We start from the raw sequence: 22,495 nt of genomic DNA on the forward strand, positions 1-22,495 counted from the left end.
CCGACGCGGCCGTTTGGATGTCATGACTTGGCCACAACACCCTCCGTACCCGCCTCATGGCGGAGTGTCGCATTCCGGGCGGCGGAGCGGTTCCGGAAGGGGCGCCACGCGCTCCTGTCTGCTGCCGTGCGCCCGCGCCTGCGTGCGATTCGGTTTTCCTCCGCTCCCCCTGAAGGGCGAATGTGCGAGATCATGTCGGCATGACCGAGGTGTCCTCCCTGACCGGGCGGCTGCTCGTGGCCACCCCCGCCCTCGCGGACCCGAACTTCGACCGCGCGGTGGTGCTCCTGCTCGACCACGACGAGCAGGGCTCGCTCGGCGTGGTCCTCAACCGGCCGACCCCCGTGGGCGTCGGCGACATCCTCCTGCCCTGGGCGGGCCTCGCCGGCGACCCGGGCGTCGTGTTCCAGGGCGGCCCGGTCGGCCTGGACTCCGCGCTCGGCGTGGCCGTCATCCCGGGCGAGGAGGGGCCGCTCGGCTGGCGCCGGGTGCACGGCGCGATCGGCCTCGTCGACCTGGAGGCCCCGCCGGAGCTCCTGGCCGCGGCCCTGGGCTCGCTGCGGATCTTCGCCGGCTACTCGGGCTGGGGCCCGGGCCAGCTGGAGGACGAGCTCGGCGACGGCGCCTGGTACGTGGTGGAGTCCGAGCCCGGCGACATCTCCTTCCCCGACCCGCAGCGGCTGTGGCGGGCGGTGCTGCGCCGCCAGCGCAGCGACCTGGCCATGGTCGCGACGTACCCGGACGACCCGTCGCTCAACTGACCCGGGCAAGGATCGGTACCCTGGCTTGCATGAGCACTCTTGAGCCCGAGCGCGGGACTGGTACGGGGACCCTCGTAGAGCCGACGCCGCAGGTGTCCCACGGCGACGGCGACCACGAGCGCTTCGCCCACTACGTCCAGAAGGACAAGATCATGGCGAGCGCGCTCGACGGGACCCCCGTCGTCGCGCTCTGCGGCAAGGTCTGGGTGCCGGGCCGGGACCCGAAGAAGTACCCGGTCTGCCCCATGTGCAAGGAGATCTACGAGTCCATGGGCCCCGGCGGGGACAAGGACAAGGGCGGCAAGGACAAGTAGGTCCGCTTCCGCTTCCGGGGGACCGGGGCAGGGCCCCCGGGGTGCGCACACGCGTACCCCGGGGGCCTTCGCCGTACCGGGGCCGTCCGGCTCGCCCGGCGGATCAGGGCCGGACGGGCCGGACGAGCCGGACAGGGCCCTAGGATCGGCGGCGCAACGGAGCAGCACCCTGCGGAACCGGCGTTGCGCCCGGCGCGACGCGGCGACGCGACGCCTGCGAGCGAAGGGCCGACGCATGGACCTGATCCCCGCACCCCTGACCGCCGACTGGCACGAGGACGCGCCGCCGTACGTGTTCGGCCCCGCCCCCGTGCTCGACGCCGCACCCGGCACCGAGGGCACCGCGCGCTGGCTGCGCCGCGAGCTGGGCGCCGCCACCGGCTGGGACCTTCCGCCGGGCGGGCGGCGGGGCACCTCCGGGGGCGACGTGGACGACGGGGGCGACGGGGGCGACGGGGGCGGCGCGGGCGACGGGGACGCGGGAGGCGGGCCGGACCCCGGCCGGATCCGGCTCCGCCTCGACGGGGCGCTCGCCCGGCGCCTCGGCCCCGAGGGGTACGCGCTCACCGTCGACGGCCGCGGCGCGCAGCTGGCCGGGGCCTCGCCCGCAGGCCTGTTCTGGGCCGCTCAGACGCTCCGTCAGCTGCTCGGCCCCGACGCGTACCGGCGCGCGCCCACCCGGGGCGGCGAGCGGGTGTGGAGCCTGCCCCGCGGCACCCTGGAGGACGCCCCCCGCTTCGGCTGGCGCGGGCTGCTGCTCGATGTGGCCCGGCACTTCATGCCCAAGGACGGCGTCCTGCGCTACATCGACCTGCTCGCCGCCCACAAGCTCAACGTCCTGCACCTGCACCTGACGGACGACCAGGGATGGCGCATCGAGATCCGGCGCCACCCGCGGCTCACCGAGGTCGGCGCCTGGCGGCCGCGCAGCCGCCGGGGCCACCGGGCCTCGCCGCTGTGGGACGAGACCCCGCACGGCGGCTTCTACACCCACGACGACATCCGCGAGATCGTCGCGTACGCCGCCGAGCGGCACGTCCGGGTGGTCCCGGAGATCGACGTACCGGGTCACTCCCAGGCCGCGATCGCCGCATACCCCGAACTGGGGAACACCGACGTGGTCGACACGGCGGCGCTGGGCGTGTGGGACGACTGGGGGATCAGCGAGAACGTCCTCGCGCCCGGCGAGGACGTGCTGCGCTTCTACGAGGGCGTGTTCGAGGAGGTCCTGGAGCTGTTCCCGGCGGACGTCTCGCCGTTCGTGCACGTGGGCGGCGACGAATGCCCCAAGGCGCAGTGGCGCGCCTCGCCGGCCGCGCAGGCGCGGATCCGGGAGCTGGGCGTGGACGGCGAGGAGGGGCTTCAGTCCTGGTTCGTGCGGCACTTCGACGGCTGGCTGGCGGCGCGCGGACGGCGCCTGATCGGCTGGGACGAGATCCTGGAGGGCGGGCTCGCGCCGGGCGCGGCGGTGTCCTCCTGGCGCGGCTACGCGGGCGGGATCGCCGCCGCCGTGGCCGGGCACGACGTGGTGATGTGCCCCGAGCAGCAGGTCTACCTGGACCACCGTCAGGCGCCGGGCCCCGAAGAGCCGGTGCCGATCGGGTACGTGCGCACCCCGGAGGACGTCTACCGCTTCGAGCCAGTGCCGCCCGCACTGTCCGGGACGGCGGCCGCGGCCCGGGTGCTGGGTGCGCAGGCGAACGTGTGGACCGAGGTGGCGGAGAACCGGAGCCGGGTCGACTACCAGGTGTTCCCGCGGTTGGCGGCGTTCGCGGAGGCGGTGTGGTCGCGGCTGCCGGCGCCCGCCGAGCGGGACTACGCGGGCTTCGAGGCGCGGATGGCGGGCCACCGGCGGCGGTTGGACGCCCTCGGCGTCGACCACCGGCCGCCCGGCGGGCCGTTGCCGTGGCAGCGGCGGCCGGGCGTGCTCGGCCGCCCGATCGAGGGTCCCCCGCCGAACGCGTGACCGGGCGCGCGGGGGGCGCGGGGGAGCCGGGGCGCGGGGCAGCGGCGCGGCCGGCGGTGCGGATCCCGGTGGAGCTTCGTGGATCTTCGTGGAGCTCCGGGGAACTCCTGATCAATCCGGGGCGTCTTACGTTCTCGGGGGTTGTCGGGAACTCTGCGGAACTCTCCGGAACTCTCCCCCGATCACGGCGTATTGCATCATTTCCGGCGATTCCGTCGTTCGTGCCGATTCGGTTGATACGGGGGAAAGCGGACGGTCGGGAGCTCGAAGGGGCGCCCGGCGGACCCTCGCGCCGGGCGGTGGGGAAGATGTGCCAGAGTTGCCACCTCCCGGCGGTGAGCACGTACCGTACGGCGGACAGGCGTGAGCGCCGTGACCGGGACATCGGGAAGGGGCAGCTGGGTTGACCACGCACGCACCGCACACACCGCAGGCGGCGCAGTCCGTGATGCTGCCGGCCTCACTCGAGGAGGCCGTGGCGGCTCTCGCCGCCATGCCCGCCGCCGTGCCCGTGGCCGGCGGCACCGACCTCATGGCCGCCGTCAACGCCGGGCTGCTGCGGCCCGCCGGACTGGTGAGCCTCGGCCGGATCAACGAGATCCGCGGCTGGCAGTACCAGGAGGACGGGCACGCACTGCTCGGCGCGGGCCTGACCCACGCCCGCATGGGCCGACCGGACTTCGCCGCGCTGATGCCCGCACTGGCCGCCGCCGCGCGCGCCGCCGGACCGCCGCAGATCCGCAACGCCGGCACCCTCGGCGGCAACATCGCCAGCGCCGCGCCGACGGGCGACGCGCTGCCCGTGCTGGCCGCGCTGGAGGCCGTCCTCGTCATCGTCGGCCCGGGCGGGACGCGCCGGGAGATCCCGGTCTCGTACCTGCTCGCGGGCCGCGAGATGCTGCGGCCCGGGGAGCTGATCGGCTTCGTGCGCGTGCCGCTGCTGCACGCGCCGCAGGTCTTCCTGAAGGCCACCGGGCGCACCGGTCCGGGGCGCGCCGTGGCGTCCGTGGGGCTCGTACTGGACCCCGCGCGCCGGGGCGTGCGCATCGCCGTGGGCGCGGTCGCCCCGATGCCGCTGCGGCCGCTGGAGGCCGAGCAGTGGGTGGCCTCGCTCATCGACTGGGACGGGGAGCGGACCCTGGCCCCCGAAGCGCTGGAGGCCTTCGGCGACTACGTCGCGGCCGCCTGCGTACCCGACCAGGGGGAACCTGTGGCTCCGGGCGTGCTGCACCTGCGGCGCACCGTGGCCGTGCTGGCACGGAGGGCCCTGGGGAGGGCGCTGACCTCATGAGTGAGAACGAGAACGTGAGCGGAACGACGGGGGACGCGGGCCGGCCCGCCGCCGCGTGGGGCTGGGAGCCGGTGCCGCAGGGCGCCGGGTTCGACTCCGACGCGACGGCGTTCGTCAGCCTGCCGCCGGAGATGCTGGACGCGCTCGGCACGGGCGAGCCGCTGGCCGCGCCCGGGCACGGGTACGTCCCGCCGCCGATGATCCATCCGCTGGGGGCCGCCACGACGGACCCGGCGGCCACGGGGACCTGGACGCTCCCGGCGCAGTGGCCGGACGCGCCGGGGAACGCGGGCGACACCGGTGTGCCGGCCGGGGCTGCGGCTCCGGCTGCGGCGCCGGTCGGCGGGCCGATCCCGGCGTCGATCCCGATCCCGGCGTCGGTCGCCGCGGCGTTCGCGGACGCGGGTCCGGAGGCGGCGGTGGCCGGGTCCGGGCCCGGGTCCGAGGGTGTCGCCGAGGGCGAGGAGGACCCCGGGGCCACGGCCGAGTGGCAGTTCCCCGACGCGGTGCGGGAGGCCGAGCCGATCGCCACGGGCCAGTGGACCCTGCCGGAACTCGGCGAGGAGACGGGCGAGTTCCGCCCGGACACCCTGCACGCCGACTGGAGCCAGGCCCCCGCGACCCTGCCTGGCGGCGCCCCCGCCCCGTGGGCGACGCACCCCGGCTTCGAGAGCGCGCGGGCCGACGCCCCGCTGAGCTCGGGTGTCCTGCCCGACGCCCCGCTGAGCTCGGGCGTCCTGCCCGACGCCCAGGGCGCCACCCCCGGCACCTCGGGCGCGGGCCTGCGCCGCCTCGGCGGCCCCGGCGTCGGCGCCCCGAACCGCGGTCCGCGCGTCCTGGGCGGCCCCGGCGTGGGCACCCTCCCGGAGGGCGACCCGGCGCACGTCGCCGCGGCCGCGCCCGCCCACGCGGACCCGGCGGGCCCGTTCCCGCACGCGCACGAACACGCCCCGGCGGCGCCCGCGGGCACCCGGCCGGCCGATGCGGCCGCGCAGTACGCCGGCCCGGCCGACGGCCACGGCCACGGCGCGTTCGCCGCGCCCCACACCCCGGACGCCGAGACCACCCGTCCCCCGGCCGACGCGAACGGCCTGACCCGGCCCTACGTGCGGGCCCACGCCGCCGACCACGGCCACGCGCAGGCGGGAGCCGAGGAGCACGGCGAGAGCTACGCCCAGGCCCAGCCCGGCCCCGTCCCGGCTGCCACCGACGGGCCCGGCCGGCCTTACGCGCAGGGCCCGGCCGGCGGCCACGGCCCGGCGGACGCCTACGGGCTGCCGGGCGCTCACGGTCCGGCTGCCACGGACGGGCACGGCGAGGCCTACGTGCAGGGCGCGGCCGGCGGCCACGGCCCGGCGGAGGCCCACGGTCCGGCTGCAACCGACGGGCACGGCCAGTCGTTCGCGCAGCTCCAGGCCGGCGGCCACGGCCCGGCGGACGCCTACGGGCTGCCCGGTGCTCACGGTCCGGGTGGGACCGACGGGCACGGCGAGGTCTACGTGCAGGGCGCGGCCGACGGCCACGCCGGAGCGGAGGCCCACGGCCCGGCCGGCGCTCACGGTCCGGGTGCCACCGACGGGCACGGTCAGTCGTACGCGCAGGCTCCGGCCGACGGCCGTGGCCCGGCCGAGGCCTACGGGCTGCCCGGTGCTCACGGTCCGGGTGGGACCGACGGGCACGGCGAGGTCTACGTGCAGGGCGCGGCCGACGGCCACGGCCCGGCGGAGCCCCACGGCCCGGCCGACACCGACGGGCACGGCCAGCCGTACGCGCAGGCTCTTGCCGACGGTCGTGGCGCGGCCGAGGCCTACGGGCTGCCCGGCGCTCACGGTCCGGCCGCCACCGACGGGTACGGCGAGGCCTACGTGCAGGGCCCGGCCGACGGCCACGGCCCCGCTGGCACCGACGGGCACGGCCAGCCGTACGCGCAGGTCCTGGCCGACGGCCAGTCCTACGCCGCGGCCACCGCCGCAGGCCACGGCCCGGCCGACACCGACGGCCACGGCCGGCCTTACGCGCAGGCCCACACCGGAGACCACGACACGACCCCTGGCCAGGGCGACACGCACGGCCAGGTGCCGGCCGAAGCCCACGAGGCGGCGGCCGCGCACGACCCGGCCGGTGCCCCCGGCCAGGGCCCCGGCACCGACGGGCACGGCCAGACCTACGCGCACGGCCCGGCCGACGGCCCCGGCGGCACGCTCGGGCGCGGCGAAGCCCTCGCCCACGGCCCGGCCGACGCCCGGGACGAGGGCCACGGGCACACCCTCGGCCGCGGCGACGCCCTCGCGCACGGCGCGGGCGACCCGCACGGCCAGGGCCTGCCCGCCGGGGACGGAGAGGCCGAGGGCCGCGGTGACGGCCGCGGGCAGGCCGACGGCGAGGGCCAGGACCACGGCCCCGGGGACACCCTCGGCGGCGGCTTCGACGCCGCGGCCGCGGCTGCCGCCGCGGAGCCGGACGGTACGGACGGCCCCGGCCCCGGCGCAGCCGCTGCCGGTGGCCCGGGCGAAGCCGGGGCCGCGCCCGCGCCGGGTGCGGACACCGCGGACATCGCCGTGGCACCGCCGGCCGCGGGTACCGCCGAAGGACTCCCGGGCGCGGGGCCCTCGTACGAGGAAGACCAGGCGGCCGCCGCGGCCGTCGCCCATCACGAACACCCGTCTGCGTCCTACGTGCTGCGCGTCAACGGCGCCGACCGCCCCGTCACCGGGGCCTGGATCGGCGAGTCCCTGCTGTACGTGCTGCGCGAGCGCCTCGGCCTCGCGGGCGCCAAGGACGGCTGCTCGCAGGGCGAGTGCGGTGCGTGCGCCGTGCAGGTCGACGGCCGGCTCGTCGCCTCCTGCCTGGTCCCGGCCGCGACGGCCGCGGGCAGCGAGGTCCGTACGGTGGAGGGCCTCGCGAGCGGCGGGGAACTCTCCGACGTGCAGCAGGCGTTGTGCCGTTCGGGTGCGGTGCAGTGCGGATTCTGCGTGCCCGGCATGGCCATGACCATCCACGACCTGCTGGAGGGCAACCACGCCCCCAGCGACCTGGAGACCCGCCAGGCCCTGTGCGGCAACCTGTGCCGCTGCTCCGGCTACAAGGGCGTCCTGGAGGCCGTCCGCGAGGTCGTCGCCGAGCGCGGGGCGACGGCCGCCGCCGAGGCGGAGGCCGAAGGAGCGGGCGCGCCGCATGCGGCGGGCGGCCCACCGGCGGCGGGCATCGAGATGCGCATCCCGCACCAGGCCCAGCCCGGCGAGGGCGGGATCCACCACAACGGAGGCATGGCGTGAGCGGGCAGGACGCGGCGGGCGCGGCAGGGGCGGCGGGCCCGGCAGGCTCGGCGGGCTCGGCGACGGCGACGGCGACGACCACGGTGACCGTCACCACCGGCGCAGCCCCGGGCGGCTCCGGCGCGCCCGGCGGCGGGGCGGCCGAGGCCGCGGAGGCGACCGTACCCCGCGGCATCGGCGCCTCCGTCGCACCCGCCGACGCCCGCGCCAAGACCGAGGGCACCTTCCCGTACGCCGCCGACCTGTGGGCCGAGGGCCTGCTGTGGGCCGCCGTGCTGCGCTCCCCGCACGCCCACGCCCGCATCCTGTCCATCGACACCTCGGCCGCCGCCGAGATGCCCGGCGTGCGCGCCGTCGTCACCCACGCCGACGTCCCCGGCGCCACCACCCACGGCCGGCGCATCGCCGACCGGCCGGTCTTCGCGCACGACGTGGTCCGCCACCACGGCGAGCCCATCGCCGCCGTCGCCGCCGACCACCCCGACACGGCGCGCCTGGCCGCCGCCGCGATCATCGTCGAGTACGAGCTCCTCGACGCCGTCACCGACCCCGAGCAGGCCTTCGGCGCCCCGCCCCTGCACCCCGACGGCAACCTGATCCGGCACATCCCGCTGCGCTACGGCGACCCTGAGGCCACCGGCGAGGTCGTCGTCGAGGGCCTGTACCGCATCGGCCGCCAGGACCCCGCCCCCATCGGCGCCGAGGCCGGGCTCGCCGTGCCCCGGCCCGACGGCGGCGTGGAGATCTACACCGCCTCCACCGACCCGCACCTGGACCGCGACCTGGCCGCCGCCTGCTTCGGCCTCGAACCGGACCGGGTCCGCGTCGTGGTCACCGGTGTGCCGGGCGCCACGGCCGACCGCGAGGACGCCGCCTTCCAGCTGCCGCTGGGCCTGCTCGCCCTGCGCACCGGCCACCCGGTCAAACTGGCCGCCACCCGCGAGGAGTCCTTCCTCGGCCACACCCACCGCCACCCGACCCTGCTGCGCTACCGCCACCACGCGGACGCGGAGGGCCGCCTGGTCAAGGTCGAGGCGCAGATCCTGATGGACGCCGGCGCGTACGCGGACGCGTCCTCGGAATCCCTCGCGGCGGCCGTCGCGTTCGCCTGCGGCCCGTACGTGGTCCCGCACGCCTTCGTCGAGGGCTGGGCCGTCCGCACCAACAACCCGCCGTCCGGGCACGTCCGCGGCGAGGGCGCCATGCAGGTCTGCGCCGCGTACGAGGGCCAGATGGACAAGCTCGCGGCCGCCCTCGGCATCGACGGGGCGGAGCTGCGCCTGCGCAACGTCCTCGCCACCGGCGACCTGCTGCCGACCGGCCAGACGGTGACCTGCCCCGCCCCGGTCGCGGAACTCCTGCGCGCGGTCCGCGACTTCGAGCTGCCGTCGCTGCCGAAGGACACCCCCGAGGAGGAGTGGCTGCTGCCGGGCGGCCCGGAGGGCGCCGGCGAGCCGGGCGCGGTGCGGCGCGGGGTCGGGTACGGGGTCGGCATGGTGCACATGCTCGGCGCGGAGGGCACCGACGAGGTCTCCACGGCCACCGTCAAGGTGGTCAACGGCGTGGCCACGGTGATCTGCGCGGCCGTGGACACCGGCCAGGGCTTCGCCACCCTCGCCCGCCAGATCGTCCAGGAGGTCCTGGGCGTGGACGAGGTGATGACGGCCCCCGTCGACACCGACCAGCCCCCGGCCGGCCCCTCGGCGCACGGCCGCCACACGTGGGTCTCGGGCGGGGCGGTGGAGCGCGCCGCGAAGATGGTCCGCACGCAGCTCCTGCAGCCGATGGCCCACAAGCTCGGCATGTCCACGGAGCTCCTCCAGGTCAAGGACGGCCGCATCACCTCGTACGACGGCGCGTTCTCGACCACGGTCGCGGAGGCCATGGCCGGCAAGGAACTCTGGGCCACCGCCCAGTGCCGCCCCCACCCCACGGAGCCGCTGGACGGCGACGGGCAGGGCGACGCATTCGTCGGCCTGGCCTTCTGCGCGATCCGCGCGGTGGTGGACGTGGACATCGAGCTCGGCACGGTGCGCGTGGTCGAACTGGCCGTGGCCCAGGACGTCGGCCGGGTCCTCAACCCCGCCCAGCTGCACGCCCGTATCGAAGCGGGCGTCACGCAGGGCGTCGGCGCGGCCCTGACGGAGAACCTCCGCTCGGTCGCCGGCATGGTCCGCCACCCCGACCTGACGGGCTACGCCCTGCCGACGTCGCTGGACGCCCCGGCGGTGCGGATCGTCAAGCTGGTCGAGGAGCGGGACGTGGTGGCCCCGTTCGGCGCGAAGGCGGCGAGCGCGGTCCCGGTGGTCACGGCCCCGGCAGCAGTGGCCTCGGCGGTCCGCGCGGCCACGGGCCGACCGGTCAACAGGCTCCCGATCAGGCCCTCGGCGGCGGTGGCGGCGCCCAACTCCTGACCGTGTGAGCCGCATTGAGTCGCATTGCACGTGCAACCCGAGCTTGGGGGTGTCGGAACCGATCGCTAAAGTGATCGGTAAGACTTAGTACGTTCGCGCGCGAACGGGTGCAACGGGGACGGGGAGCGGTGGTGACACCGCACCCCACACGGGGAAAGACGGGGAGGCCATCGTGGCAGAGAATGCAGGACCAGACCTGTTCTCAGCGCTGGCTGCCAGCGCGAACGGCGCGGCGGCTGCGATCCGGGCTCAGGCCAAGCGGTTTGAGGTCGACTTCGAGACGCTGTCCGGCTACAAGAAGGTCGTTGACGGTCTCCTGAAGGAGCTCAACGAGTCCCAGGCGGACGACAAGAAGCTGGCCCACGGCACCCTCCCCAAGGGCGCCCTCGGCAAGGGCTTCGCCGAGGCGGAAGCCCTCTTCACGACGTACCAGACGGTCCAGACCCAGCTGGAGAACCTCTCGAAGGGGCTCGCGGCGCAGATCGAGGGACTGGGCATCGCGATCCAGACGTCGGGCAAGGGCTTCGGCGAGATCGACGAGGAACAGAGGCGCCGCATGGCCATGATCGCCAAGCAGGCCAAGCACGACTACAACCCTGATCTCGACCCGCTCGTGCAGCAGCAGAAGAAGGATGAGGCGAACAAGCCGAAGGGCAAGATCTGATGGCGGCGACGAACTTCGAGGGCTTCACCCACCAGCAACTCCTTGCCATGGTCGCTTCTCTTGACCCGGAGACGGTGAAGGCCCGCAGCACCCTGCTGACGGAGGCGGCGAAGACGATCGAAAAGATCGGCAATGACCTCAAGAAGTACAAGGTGCAGGGCTGGGAAGGCGAGGCGGCCGTCGCCTTCGAGGACTGGGCGAGCCGGACCGGCAGCGCGACGCTTCTCCTGAGCAAGTACAGCGCCGAAGGCGGCAAGTGGATGGGCGAGGCCGCCCAGACCATGATCGAGGTCAAGAAGAACATCCCGGCCTACGACAGTTCGACGGCGGAGAACTACGAGGCTGCCCGGAAGTACCACAACGACCCGGACGCCCAGAAGCTGGCGTCGGAGGCCCACGCCAAGCTCAGCGGTGACCACCAGAAGGCCATCGACGCGCTGACGAAGCTGGCCGGGTCCTACGAGCAGTCGAACACGCAGATCGGCAAGGCGGAGATCCCGACGTTCCCGCCGCCGCCGGGGGCCTTCGTCCCGTCGGACGAGGTTGGATCCGACACGTACGTGGAGCGGTCCAGCGGAGGCGCTGGCAGCGGGTCAGGGTCGGGCGGCGGTTCGTATGCGCCGGCGACTCCCCGGAGCAGCGGTCCGTCCAGCGATATTGGTGGCAGCCACCGGCCGGATGTAACTCTGCCCCCGACGGCCGGACCCGCGCCGATCCCGGTGCTGCCGGACCACAACGTGGACGTGGACCTTGACCACGTGGGCACCCTGCCGGACAGGACCGTCCCGCCGGTCACCAACATGCCGAACCTCCCGGGCCCCGGCCCGAGCGGCCCCGGCCCGGTTTCACCCATGCCGCCGATCGGGCTTCCGTCTCTCCCCGGGCCGACGCTGCCCGGCGGGGGCGGCCCGGTGAGCAAGCTGCCGCCTCTGACGGCTCCCGGTGGCAAGTTCGGTGGTCCGGCTCCTCTGCTTCCTCGCGACACCGGCATCATCGGCGGCCGCCAGGTGACCACCGGTGGCCCCACCCCGGGTCTCCCGCGCTCCACGGTCATCGGCACTGAGGGTGTGCAGGGCGGTCGCGGTATGGGCGGCGGCGGTATGCACCCCGGCGTGGGCGGCCCTCACGGTGGTGGGCCGGGCGGTCCCGCGGCGGGACGCCGGCTGGCCATGGAGCCGGGTGGTGTCGTCGGCGCGCGCCAGCCCGGCGCGGTCGGTCGCTCGGTAGCGGGCGGTCAGCCGTTCACGCAGGGCGGTTCGGGCCTCGTGCGCAACACCCCTGCCTCTGGAGCGGGTCGCGGCACAATGGGCCCCGCCGGTGCGGGTGTCCACACACCGGGCAACCGGCACGACCAGCGGATGGGTGAGCGACCCGACTACCTGTCCGAGGATGAAGAGACCTGGCAGGGCAACGGCCGCGTTGTTCCGCCGGTGATCGACTGAGCAGAACGGACCTTTGCACGAGATGCGCATGCGTAAGGCGACCTCGGCCCTGGTGGGCCTCCTGCTGGCCGGGGTCGCCGCGACCCCGGCCCACGCGGACACGGTTCGGTCCAAGCAGTGGCATCTCGACGCCATGAAGGCCGACGACATTTGGAAGACCACGACGGGCAAGGGCGTTACCGTCGCGGTCATCGACACGGGTGTGGGTCGAATCCCTGAGCTCGAAGGCCAGGTCCTCCCTGGGAAGAATTTCGCCCAGGGTAGCTACCCAGGTGATGAACGCACTGACTATGGCAACCATGGAACGACCATGGCTGCCATCATTGCGGGTAACGGAAAAGGCCCAGGTGGAGCAGAGAGCGCCTTCGGGCTTGCACCGGGGGCCAAGATTTTGCCCCTCCGGATCGATCGGGGCGGCGACGGGGGCCCCGTGTTTCGGTCGATGATCCAGGCCATTCGCTATGCGGCTGACTCTGATGCCAAGGTTCTCAACATCTCGATTGTCGGAGGATCGCAGAGCGAGGAGCTTAAGCAGGCGGTCAAGTATGCCCTCGACAAGGGGAAATTGATATTTGCCGGTGTTGGAAATGATGGCGCCAGCGATATCTACTACCCAGCTGCTACCCCTGGGGTGGTTGGAGTCGGGGCCGTCGACTCTGAGGGTGCCCCGACAAAGGAGTCGCAGCACAATGAGTCGGTGGACCTGGCTGCTCCCGGAATGGACATCATGACGGGGTGCAACGGAGGGACAGGCCTCTGTAAGAGCCATGGCACGAGTGACGCCACAGCCCTCGCCTCCGCCTCCGCGGCACTGCTGTGGTCCGCGCACCCCGACTGGACCAACAACCAGGTGCTCCGCGTCCTGCTGAACACGGCCGGCAAGGGCGACGACGGCAAGGAGCGGAACGACTACCTCGGCTACGGCATCGTCCGGCCGAAGGTGGCGCTGCCCACGCCCGGTGACCCGGGACCGAAGGACGTGTACCCGCTCCCCGACCTGGCGGCGGCAGAAGGCAAGAAGTCGCCCGCCCCGTCCGCCGACGCCAAGAACTCGGCATCGAGCGTGCCCCAGGCCGAGGCCAAGGCGGAAGACAAGGGCAGCAGCCTGCCTTGGCTCGCGCTCGGGCTCGGGGCCTGCGTCCTCGTCGGCGGCGGTGCTGTCACCGCGGTCCTCGTCCGCCGCAGAAGCCGCTGACTCACCCGCCCGGGTGAGCGGCAGGGCCGGAATCCAGCCCGCCCCCGCCCGGCCCGGATCGGGCCGAGGCGCGGCCCGCCCGGGCCCGTACGGGGGCGACGCGGCGGCACGCCGTGTCCGGTATTCGCCCGTGCGGCAACGCACCATGCCAGGCTGGCCGCTCCGACCCCGCCCGGAGCCAGGAGCGTGCCGCGTGTCGTTCGACGAGGAGTGGTCCCTCGCCCGGGCCAACGCCCGGCCCGCGGTCGGCGGTTTCGCCACCGCGGACCTGGAGTTCAACCAGGACCACATCGGCGCCGTCGGCACGGAGGCCTTCCACCTCCACGGCCGTCTCCACACAGACGGCAGGCACGCCGCCAAGGCGACCGCAGAAGCAGCAGCCGCGCTCACCAACGAAGGCTTCGCCAGCGGCCCCGCCCTGCACCAGGCGCAGAGCCGCTGGGAGTCCCAGCTCCAGACCCTCCTCGCGGCCTGCGCGAACATCTCCAACGGCCTGGACTACTCCCTCTCCTCCCACGCCAAGGAGGAGCACGAGCTCTACGCCGCCTTCACCGCGTCCAAGCTCGACCAGCTCCTCACCTAGGCAAGGCGGGCGGCGCGCGCGTGCTGACGTACGAGAACGTGATGAACGCCCCGCTGGACAAGCTCCAGACGGCGATCACCGACTGGGACGCGATGGCCAAGAAGCTCGACGAGCTCGCCGAGGCGGCCCGGGGCGGCATGAAGGCCAAGTCGGACCAGGCGCAGTGGAACGGCGTCACGGCCGGCGTGGCACGGTCGCTGGTCGACAAGACAGCCAAGGAGTTCGCGGACGCCGCCCGGCAGGCCAGGGGCATCCACCTCGTCCTCAGCGACGGGCACGCCACCCTCGAGGCCGCCCGGGCCGAGATCCGGAAGCTGATCGAGGAGGCGCCGGCCGCCGGGTTCCGGATCGACGCCTCCGGCCGGGTCTCGGCCCTCCCGCTCACCGACCCGCAGGACGAGTACGCGGCCCGACACGACCCGGACCACCAGGAGTTGCTCCGCAGGAACCGAACCCTCTGGCAGGAGCGCGTGGACCGGGCCGTGGAGAACGCCCAGGACGCCGACGCCTCGCTGGTCCGCGTCCTTCAGGCCGACGCCGCACACGACCACGACTTCGGCCCGCCCCGCTACACGACCCTCGATGCCGAGCAGGTCGACCGCGCCGCCGAGCTGATGAGGAGGCTCACGGCGGAGGGCGGCGGCGGTACGGCGCGGAACCCGGAGGCGCTGCGCGAGCTGGAGGACCTCCTCGACGACAACCGCGACGACCCGGAGTTCGCGACGGGCTTCTACCGCCGGATGGGCCCGGAGGGCGTGCTCACGGCCTACGCGACGATGTCGCTGGACTCCGCCACCCTCGGCCGACCGGGCCTGGACCGCGCGCTCATGGTCGGCCACATCCAGGACGACCTGGGCGCGATGCTGGGCCTGGCCACCCACAAGGACGTCCCCAACCACCTCGATGCCGCCTGGACGACCGCGCTCATGCGGGCCGGCCGCAAGGAGCTGGACGTCGGCTCGGCCCGGCCGGTGTACGGCTACCAGGCGCTCGGCGCGCTGCTGCGGGAGGGCTCGTACGACACGGAGTTCCTGACCGCGGTCGGACGGGACATGGTCGCCATGGACCGCAAGAGCCCCGGGGTATGGGAGTCCGGCGCCCCCGCCGACCCGACGGCCGTCCTCAACCACAGGGCCGACGGCGGCCGCGGCTTCCACCCGCTGACCGGGCTCATGGAGGCCCTCGGGAACAACCCGGACGCCGCGACGGCCTTCTTCAACGAGCCGGTCCGCGAGGACAGCGACGGTGACGGCCTCGTCACCCGCGCCGACAAGCCGGTCGGCGGGCCGCACGGCCGGCCGCGGGGCATGGTCGACTACATGCTGGACAAGAAGCCGTACGCGGACGGCTTCGACATCGCCCCGACCGGTGCTCCGCACCCCGCGCAGGACGCGCTCGGCGGCGCGTTCGAAGCGGCGGTGTCGGGGCGGCCCGCGGGCGACGAGACGGCGAAGCCGGTCCCGCACACCAGGGAGATGGCGGCCGTCATGGAACGGGTCGTCGAGAAGATCGGCGAGAACCCCGAGCTGGTCGCGGCGAAACCGGGCGAGGGCGAGGGGCCGCTGAAGGGCCTGTCCGGCCACTTCGGCCAGATGGCCGCGGAGTACATGCCGGACCTCCAGGCGTCCGCGGAGAACGGCAGCGGCCAGATCAAGGCCAACGGGGTCATGGCCGGGTTCCACAAGGCCGACATGGCGGCGTTCATCGGAGCGGTGGGCCAGGACCCCGACGCGTACGGCGCCATGACGAATGCCCAGCGGGCCTTCACCACCACGCTCATCAACGACGCCATCGCGCACCGAAGCGAGTACGAGGACGTGGACGCCGCGATCAAGAGCGCTGTGCATCCCGGCGGCCAGTTGGCCGGCATTCTCTCCGAGGCACGGGCCGAGGGCGCGTTTGCCGAGAACGGCCACAAGCAGGAGGAGTACGTCAAGGGAGTCGAGAACAATGCCAAGTGGATCAACCGCGGCATCAGCGCAGCAGGCGTCAAGTACGTGGAACTGATCCCGTTGGCCGGAGACGTCGTGGAATGGCTCCAGGAGGATGTCACGGAGGGCGTGGTCGAGCGGGCCAAGCATGACCACGCGAAGAAGATCGAGGAGGCCGACCACGGGGCGGTGATCGATTACACGGACACCCAACGCGCGGCGGGCGAGTCCGCGGCACAGTCGGTCCGTAAGGCGGCAGCGGGGACCGGTATGAGCGGGCGGACGGTTGACGCCCTCGCAGGCGTGGCCTCCACGGAGACCGCGAACGCGCATGCGGTGGGCCGCGGGCAGGTGGCGACATCGAGCGGCAGTTCCTGATGCGCTTCGCCCGCATGCCGCGCGGGCTCACCACGGTGCTCGTTGTGGCGGGAACGGCTGTGGGCTGTTCCAAAGCGCTGCCGGCGGCCGCCCCACTGCTGCCGGAGCGCTCGTGCTTCGGCGTCTTCACTCGAGACGAACTTGCCCCGTTGGTGGGCAGGGGCAGGGAGGTGAAGGAGGACGGGCCCGCCGACATGCGGCTGACCGCAGCGCGCCGGGGCGCGACCTGCGTCGTGGACGTCGACGGGAAGGGCCGGTTCGACGCGTCCGTCACTCGGCAGGCGCTGGACGAGAGCTTCTTCTGGAACACCCAGTTGATCAAGCCGCCGGCGGACCCGCTCGCCCTCGGCGACAGGGGCATCGTGTACGACACCGGTGCCCGCGTCGCCCTCACGTGCACGGGCCCCAACGGGTCGTTTCAACTTGAGGCGACGGTAGGTGGTTCCACCGACCAAATGGAGAAGCGCGAGGCCCGCCCGCTGTTCACGGCGCTCATCGCCAAGCTGCTCGAGGCCGCCAAGCAGCAGACCCACTGCGGCGGCACGCACTAGGCATGCCGAAGTCCGTCCAGGTTGCGCCGTGCCTGGACGGACTTCGGGAGAGGCCGTGGCGGGAATTGAACCCGCGTACCTCGCTTTGCAGGCGAGTCCCTCGGCCACTCGGGCACACGGCCTTGCGGTGTTGCTGCAACGACCGTACGAGCAGCCGCACTCGGTGCGGAAGGGCCTCGGCGGGGGTGCCATACGACTGCCATGTTGCGTTCACACACCACGCCGGGCGTAGGTCTCGGGGACCAGGCAGGATAGGTCCTTCGGACAGGGGCCATATGCGGGTTTGCCGCTTACTCTGGGGCGATGAGTGCCCTTGAGCCCCGCGTGTCACAGACACCGAGCAGCGAGCAGGATCCCGTCCCGACGCAGGGCGGGATCCTGGCTTCCGCGTACCGGACGCTCAGCATCGGGATGATCTCCTGCATCTTCCTCATCGCGTTCGAGGCGACCGCCGTCGGCACCGCCATGCCGGTCGCCGCGCGCGAGCTCGACGGGGTCGGGCTGTACGCCTTCGCCTTCTCCGCATACTTCACCACCAGCCTCTTCGGGATGGTGCTCTCCGGGCAGTGGTGCGACCGGCAGGGGCCGCTGCGGCCTCTGGCCGTGGGGATCGGGGGCTTCGCCGCCGGGCTGGTGTGCTCGGGCACCGCCTCGCTCATGGGGGTGTTCGTGCTCGGGCGGGCCGTGCAGGGCTTCGGTGGCGGGCTCGTCATCGTCGCCCTGTACGTCGTCGTGAGCCGGGCCTACGAGGAGCGGCTGCGCCCGGCGATCATGGCGGCCTTCGCCGCGAGCTGGGTGGTGCCCTCGATCGTCGGGCCGCTCGCCGCCGGGACCGTGACCGAGCACCTCGGGTGGCGGTGGGTGTTCCTCGGGATACCCGTCATGGTCGTCGTCCCGCTCGCCGTGGCGCTGCCGGCGATACGGCGCAGCGCCTCCGGGCCCGTGGATCCGGAGGCGCCGCCCGCCGCGTTCGACCGGCGCCGGATCCGGCTCGCGCTCGGGATCTCCGTCGGGGCGGGGCTGCTGCAGTACGCCGCCCAGGACCTGCGGTGGCTGTCGCTGCTGCCCGCCGCGGCCGGGGCCGGCCTGCTGGTCCCCGCGGTGCTGGGGCTGCTGCCGCGCGGGACGTACCGGGCGCGGCGCGGGCTGCCCGCGGTGGTCCTGCTGCGCGGGGTCGCGGCGGGCTCGTTCATCGCGGCGGAGAGCTTCGTGCCGCTGATGCTGGTCACCCAGCGGGGGCTGAGCCCGACGCTGGCCGGGTTCTCGCTGGCGCTGGGCGGGGTGACCTGGGCCGGCGGCTCCTGGATCCAGTCCAAGGGGCGGGTGGCGCCGTACCGGGAGCGGCTGATGGTGCTCGGGATGGTGATGGTGGCGGCGGCCATCGCGGGCGCGCCGGCGGTGCTGGTGCCGTGGGTGCCGGTGTGGACGCTGGCCCTCGCCTGGGGCGTGGGGTGTCTCGGCATGGGCCTGGTGATCGGCTCGACCAGCGTGCTGCTGCTGAAGCTGTCGGCGCCGGAGGAGGCGGGGGCGAACTCCGCCGCCCTGCAGATCTCCGACGCGCTGGCCAACGTGGTGCTGCTCGCCGCCGGCGGGGCGGCCTTCGCCGCGCTCGGCGGGGGAGCGGTGGGGGCCGGGCATGCCGTCTCGGCCGCCGCGGGCGGGGCCTCGCACCCCGCCGCGTTCGTGGTCGTCTTCCTGCCGATGTCGGCCGTCGCGCTGGTCGGAGCCTGGGTCGCCACCCGGCTGCACGAGCGTCCCGCCGCCGCGAAATCCGGCTGACCGGTCACCCGCCGCGCCACTACCCTCCGTGCATGACCGATTCGACCGAGGCGACCGATCTGATCGTCCGCCTCTCCTCCGCCGAGCTCGCCGAGCTCGACGACCTCGCCGACGCCACCGGCTGCACCCCGCAGGAACTGGCCCTCGCTGCCGTACGGGAACACCTGCGGCGGGAGCGGACCCGGGTCGGCGACGCGGCCGGGCGGCTCGCCGAGCGGCACGCCGCGCTCCTGAAGAGGCTCGGAGCATGAGCGGCACCGTCACGGGAACCACCCCCGTCCCCGCCCCCGACCCCGTGCGCCACCTCACCCTCGCCGAGGTCCTCGACCTGGCCCGGTACGCCTGCCTCGCCCAGGACCAGCCCGTGGAGCTGCGCGCCCCCGGGCTGCTGGAGTCGGCGGTGCACCGGCCGCGGGCACGCATGTTCGGTACGCCGGCGTACGAGGACCGCCACGAGCAGGCCGCCGCGCTGCTCCACGGGATCGCCTCGAACCATCCGCTGGTCGACGGGAACAAGCGCACGGCCTGGCTCGCCGCCGCGACGTTCCTCGCCGTCAACGGCGTCGACCTCGCCGACGTCGACCAGGACGCCGCCTACGCCCTCGTCATCGACGTGGCCTCCGGGGCCGAGACCGAGGTGGCGGTGATCGCCGAGCGGCTGCGGCAGTTGAGCCCGATGTGACGCTCGCCGCACCCCCCGAGGTCACGGGCCTGTCCCTCCGCGAGGGGCGGGCCCGCACCGGTAGGGTGGCCCGGTTGTCCTCCGTACGACCATGATCACGACCGTAAGACCATGATCACGACGGCGAGCACGACGACCGCCGCCGCCGACGACGAGAGCACGAACCGGAGACCGTGACTACTACCGCCTCCCACCACCTCTCACCCGCCTTCCCCGGCCGTGCCCCCTGGGGTACCGCCAGCAAGCTGCGTGCCTGGCAGCAGGGCGCTCTGGACAAGTACATCCAGACCCAGCCGCGGGACTTCCTCGCGGTCGCCACGCCCGGCGCCGGCAAGACGACCTTCGCGCTCACCCTCGCCTCCTGGCTGCTGCACCACCACGTCGTGCAGCAGGTGACCGTCGTCGCGCCGACCGAGCACCTGAAGAAGCAGTGGGCCGAGGCCGCCGCCCGGATAGGCATCCGGCTCGATCCCGAGTACTCGGCCGGGCCGCTCAGCAAGGACTACCACGGCGTCGCCGTCACCTACGCCGGTGTCGGTGTCCGCCCGATGCTCCACCGCAACCGCTGCGAACAGCGCAAGACCCTCGTCATCCTCGACGAGATCCACCACGCCGGCGACTCCAAGTCCTGGGGCGAGGCCTGCCTCGAGGCGTTCGACCCGGCGACCCGCCGCCTCGCCCTGACCGGCACGCCGTTCCGCTCCGACACCAACCCCATCCCGTTCGTGACGTACGAGGAGGGCAACGACGGGATCCGCCGCTCCTCCGCCGACTACACCTACGGTTACGGCAACGCCCTCGGCGACGGCGTCGTCCGCCCCGTCATCTTCCTCTCCTACAGCGGCAACATGCGCTGGCGGACCAAGGCGGGCGACGAGATCGAGGCCCGCCTCGGCGAGCCGATGACCAAGGACGCCATCAGCCAGGCCTGGCGCACCGCCCTCGACCCGCGCGGCGACTGGATGCCCAACGTGCTGCGCGCCGCCGACCAGCGCCTGACCGAGGTCCGCAAGAGCATCCCCGACGCAGGCGGCCTCGTCATCGCCTCCGACCAGGACTCCGCGCGCGCCTACGCCAAGCTGATCCGCGAGATCACCGGCGCCAGGGCCACCCTCGTGCTCTCCGACGACGCCGGCGCCTCGAAGCACATCGACACCTTCAGCGGAAACGACGACCGCTGGATGGTCGCGGTCCGCATGGTGTCCGAGGGCGTCGACGTCCCGCGCCTCGCGGTCGGCGTGTACGCGACGACGATCTCGACCCCGCTGTTCTTCGCGCAGGCCGTCGGCCGCTTCGTACGGTCGCGCAGGCGCGGCGAGACCGCATCCGTGTTCCTTCCGACGATCCCCTACCTCCTCGGCTTCGCCAACGAGATGGAGGTCGAGCGCGACCACGCCCTGGACCGGCCGAAGAAGGCGGGCGAGGACGAGGACCCGTACGCCGAGTCCGAGAAGGAGATGGAGGAGGCGAACCGGCAGGAGGACGAGGACACCGGCGAGGACGAGCAGATGTCCTTCGAGGCGCTGGAGTCCGACGCCGTCTTCGACCGCGTCCTGTACGACGGCGCCGAGTTCGGCATGCAGGCCCACCCCGGCAGCGAGGAGGAGCAGGACTACCTCGGCATCCCCGGACTGCTGGAGCCGGAGCAGGTGCAGCTGCTGCTGCAGAAGCGCCAGTCGCGGCAGATCGCGCACAGCCGCCGCAAGCCCGACGCCGAGGCCGACCTGCTGGAGCTGCCCGCCGAACGCCGCCCGGTGGTCTCGCACAAGGAACTGCTGGAGCTGCGCAAGTCGCTCAACACGATGGTGGGCGCGTACGTCCACCAGAGCGGCAAGCCGCACGGTGTGATCCACACCGAGCTGCGGCGCGTCTGCGGCGGCCCGCCGAGCGCCGAGGCGACCGCCGGACAACTGAAGGAACGCATCAAGAAGGTGCAGGAGTGGGCCACCCGGATGCGGTGATCCCGACGGGCGACCGGCCCGCCCGCCCTCGTCCGATCGCACAGACGGACGGTGGCCGGGCGGGTCCGGAAGTCGGTCACAACCGCGATCCGAACCGCCATAAAAGGGCCGTTGGCGCCCGGATTCTGGACGAGGACTTCCGCTGAGCGGACCCGCTCGCTACTGTCCCCGCATCGAACGCCCCGTGGCAGCGCCGCCGCGGGAGCGCAGCCGGTGCCATGGCCGCTACCGGCGGCCTCTCCGTGCGTCGCCGTGGGACCGGCGTCGTTCCCCCCGAGAGTCACCGCCGCTCACCAACGAGGGAGAGGCGTCGTGACCGCGGAAACCTCCCAGACTCTCGACCGGGGACTCAGAGTCCTCAAACTGCTCGCCGACACCGACCACGGTCTGACCGTCACCGAGCTCTCCAACCGCCTCGGTGTCAACCGCACCGTGGTCTACCGCCTGTTGGCCACGCTCGAACAGCACGCCCTGGTCCGCCGCGACCTCGGCGGCCGGGCCCGCGTCGGCCTCGGCGTGCTGCGGCTGGGCCGCCAGGTCCACCCGCTCGTGCGCGAGGCGGCCCTGCCCGCGCTGCGCGCCCTCGCCGAGGACATCGGCGCCACCGCGCACCTGACCCTCGTCGACGGCACCGAGGCGCTGGCCGTCGCCGTCGTCGAACCCACCTGGACCGACTACCACGTGGCCTACCGGGCCGGCTTCCGCCACCCGCTGGACCGCGGGGCCGCCGGGCGGGCCATCCTCGCCGCCCGCCAGGGCACCCTCATCGAGCCCGGGTACACCCTGACCCACGGCGAGCTCGAAGCGGGCGCCAGCGGGGCCGCCGCGCCGCTCGTCGGGATCACCGGGCTGGAGGGCAGCGTCGGCGTCGTCATGCTGGCCGACGCCGTGCCCGAGCGGGTCGGCCCGCGCGTCGTGGACGCGGCCCGCGAGGTCGCCGACGCCCTCCGCTGACGCCTACCCCGCCCTGTCGGCCTACGCCACCCCCCTGGCCCGCCGCCCTGAGCCACCGCCCTGGCCCGCCGCCCTGAGCCACCGCCCTGCGCCGCCGCCCTGCGCCGCCGCCCTGGGCCGCCGCCCTGCGCTGTCGGTCTGCGCCGACGCGCTGCCCTGTCGGGTCTGCGCCGACGTCCTGCGCCGAGGCCTTGCGCCGACGGCCTGTGCTGGGGGCTGCGCCGGCCGCCGTACGGGGCCGTCCTGTGGCGCGCGACCCGCGCCACGCATTTCAGCCTCGCCCCTGCTTTCGAAGCGGGGGTCCGGCAAATCCAGCCCCGCCGGCGTTTGAGGCGCGGGGTCTGGGGCAGCGCC

17 protein-coding genes and 1 tRNA gene are annotated in these 22,495 nt (G+C 74.0%); 17 read left to right on the plus strand and 1 reads right to left on the minus strand.

All coding sequences use genetic code 11. From position 1 onward, the window contains the following. Positions 1-200 precede the first annotated feature (200 nt). From ABZ924_RS28070 to ABZ924_RS28125, 12 genes are all read left to right on the plus strand, one after another. Positions 201-761, plus strand: coding sequence for a YqgE/AlgH family protein (locus ABZ924_RS28070; protein WP_361915482.1), 561 nt, complete (start codon positions 201-203; stop codon positions 759-761). Between the two features lie 29 nt (positions 762-790). Beyond that, the gene (locus tag ABZ924_RS28075; RefSeq protein WP_030010729.1) at positions 791-1,075 is read left to right on the plus strand and encodes a DUF3039 domain-containing protein; all 285 of its coding nucleotides are present in this window, start codon (positions 791-793) and stop codon (positions 1,073-1,075) included. A gap of 235 nt (positions 1,076-1,310) precedes the next feature. Continuing rightward, positions 1,311-3,041 carry a beta-N-acetylhexosaminidase gene (locus ABZ924_RS28080; RefSeq protein ID WP_361915485.1) on the plus strand — a complete coding sequence of 577 codons (1,731 nt, stop codon included), beginning with the start codon at positions 1,311-1,313 and terminating at the stop codon, positions 3,039-3,041. A 403-nt stretch (positions 3,042-3,444) separates the two neighbouring features. Next, positions 3,445-4,332: an FAD binding domain-containing protein gene (locus ABZ924_RS28085; RefSeq protein ID WP_361915488.1), complete on the plus strand. Its 888-nt coding sequence runs from the start codon at positions 3,445-3,447 to the stop codon at positions 4,330-4,332. Further along, entirely contained in the window at positions 4,329-7,607 is a 3,279-nt protein-coding gene (locus ABZ924_RS28090; RefSeq protein WP_361915491.1) for a 2Fe-2S iron-sulfur cluster-binding protein, read from the plus strand. The genes ABZ924_RS28085 and ABZ924_RS28090 overlap by 4 nt, the downstream gene beginning before the upstream one ends. A 173-nt stretch (positions 7,608-7,780) precedes the next feature. Further along, a complete protein-coding gene (locus tag ABZ924_RS28095) occupies positions 7,781-10,021 on the plus strand; it encodes a xanthine dehydrogenase family protein molybdopterin-binding subunit (protein WP_361915531.1) in 2,241 nt (746 codons plus the stop codon). A gap of 172 nt (positions 10,022-10,193) precedes the next feature. Further along, positions 10,194-10,685 (plus strand): hypothetical protein, encoded by a 492-nt coding sequence (locus ABZ924_RS28100; protein WP_361915494.1) that lies wholly within the window; start codon positions 10,194-10,196, stop codon positions 10,683-10,685. After that, positions 10,685-12,127, plus strand: coding sequence for a hypothetical protein (locus tag ABZ924_RS28105; RefSeq protein WP_361915497.1), 1,443 nt, complete (start codon positions 10,685-10,687; stop codon positions 12,125-12,127). The genes ABZ924_RS28100 and ABZ924_RS28105 overlap by 1 nt, the downstream gene beginning before the upstream one ends. 28 nt (positions 12,128-12,155) lie before the next feature. Continuing rightward, positions 12,156-13,322 carry a type VII secretion-associated serine protease mycosin gene (gene mycP / locus ABZ924_RS28110; protein ID WP_361915500.1) on the plus strand — a complete coding sequence of 389 codons (1,167 nt, stop codon included), beginning with the start codon at positions 12,156-12,158 and terminating at the stop codon, positions 13,320-13,322. Between the two features lie 193 nt (positions 13,323-13,515). Continuing rightward, complete coding sequence (locus ABZ924_RS28115) at positions 13,516-13,905, plus strand: hypothetical protein (RefSeq protein WP_361915503.1); 390 nt, start codon at positions 13,516-13,518, stop codon at positions 13,903-13,905. Between the two features lie 20 nt (positions 13,906-13,925). After that, on the plus strand, positions 13,926-16,214 hold the full coding sequence (locus ABZ924_RS28120) for a DUF6571 family protein (RefSeq protein ID WP_361915506.1): 2,289 nt from the start codon (positions 13,926-13,928) through the stop codon (positions 16,212-16,214). Positions 16,215-16,384: 170 nt separating this feature from the next. Beyond that, positions 16,385-16,765: a hypothetical protein gene (locus tag ABZ924_RS28125; protein ID WP_361915509.1), complete on the plus strand. Its 381-nt coding sequence runs from the start codon at positions 16,385-16,387 to the stop codon at positions 16,763-16,765. A 50-nt stretch (positions 16,766-16,815) separates the two neighbouring features. On the opposite strand, the gene ABZ924_RS28130 is transcribed toward ABZ924_RS28125, so the two are convergent. Further along, a tRNA-Cys gene (locus tag ABZ924_RS28130) sits at positions 16,816-16,887 on the minus strand. 181 nt (positions 16,888-17,068) lie between these two features. On the opposite strand from ABZ924_RS28130, the gene ABZ924_RS28135 reads away from it, so the two are divergent. From ABZ924_RS28135 to ABZ924_RS28155, 5 genes are all read left to right on the plus strand, one after another. Further along, positions 17,069-18,544: an MFS transporter gene (locus tag ABZ924_RS28135; RefSeq protein WP_361915512.1), complete on the plus strand. Its 1,476-nt coding sequence runs from the start codon at positions 17,069-17,071 to the stop codon at positions 18,542-18,544. 32 nt (positions 18,545-18,576) lie between these two features. Next, positions 18,577-18,795, plus strand: a complete 219-nt coding sequence (locus ABZ924_RS28140) for a hypothetical protein (RefSeq protein ID WP_361915515.1) — start codon at positions 18,577-18,579, stop codon at positions 18,793-18,795. Beyond that, entirely contained in the window at positions 18,792-19,226 is a 435-nt protein-coding gene (locus ABZ924_RS28145; protein ID WP_361915518.1) for a type II toxin-antitoxin system death-on-curing family toxin, read from the plus strand. The genes ABZ924_RS28140 and ABZ924_RS28145 overlap by 4 nt, the downstream gene beginning before the upstream one ends. 173 nt (positions 19,227-19,399) lie before the next feature. Continuing rightward, a complete protein-coding gene (locus ABZ924_RS28150) occupies positions 19,400-21,187 on the plus strand; it encodes a DEAD/DEAH box helicase (protein WP_361915520.1) in 1,788 nt (595 codons plus the stop codon). A 312-nt stretch (positions 21,188-21,499) separates the two neighbouring features. Next, complete coding sequence (locus tag ABZ924_RS28155) at positions 21,500-22,141, plus strand: helix-turn-helix domain-containing protein (protein WP_361915523.1); 642 nt, start codon at positions 21,500-21,502, stop codon at positions 22,139-22,141. The last annotated feature ends 354 nt before the right edge of the window (positions 22,142-22,495 follow it).

The sequence above is a fragment of the Streptomyces sp. NPDC046876 genome (genome assembly GCF_040645035.1).
Lineage (GTDB): Bacteria > Actinomycetota > Actinomycetes > Streptomycetales > Streptomycetaceae > Streptomyces.

Excerpts from the sequence above, each read along its gene's own strand:
- ABZ924_RS28070 (WP_361915482.1), top strand. The coding sequence starts at position 201 with ATGACCGAGGTGTCCTCCCTGACCGGGCGGCTGCTCGTGGCCACCCCC.
- ABZ924_RS28075 (WP_030010729.1), top strand. The coding sequence starts at position 791 with ATGAGCACTCTTGAGCCCGAGCGCGGGACTGGTACGGGGACCCTCGTA.
- ABZ924_RS28080 (WP_361915485.1), top strand. The coding sequence starts at position 1,311 with ATGGACCTGATCCCCGCACCCCTGACCGCCGACTGGCACGAGGACGCG.
- ABZ924_RS28090 (WP_361915491.1), top strand. The coding sequence starts at position 4,329 with ATGAGTGAGAACGAGAACGTGAGCGGAACGACGGGGGACGCGGGCCGG.
- ABZ924_RS28105 (WP_361915497.1), top strand. The coding sequence starts at position 10,685 with ATGGCGGCGACGAACTTCGAGGGCTTCACCCACCAGCAACTCCTTGCC.
- mycP (WP_361915500.1), top strand. The coding sequence starts at position 12,156 with ATGCGTAAGGCGACCTCGGCCCTGGTGGGCCTCCTGCTGGCCGGGGTC.
- ABZ924_RS28135 (WP_361915512.1), top strand. The coding sequence starts at position 17,069 with ATGAGTGCCCTTGAGCCCCGCGTGTCACAGACACCGAGCAGCGAGCAG.
- ABZ924_RS28140 (WP_361915515.1), top strand. The coding sequence starts at position 18,577 with ATGACCGATTCGACCGAGGCGACCGATCTGATCGTCCGCCTCTCCTCC.
- ABZ924_RS28145 (WP_361915518.1), top strand. The coding sequence starts at position 18,792 with ATGAGCGGCACCGTCACGGGAACCACCCCCGTCCCCGCCCCCGACCCC.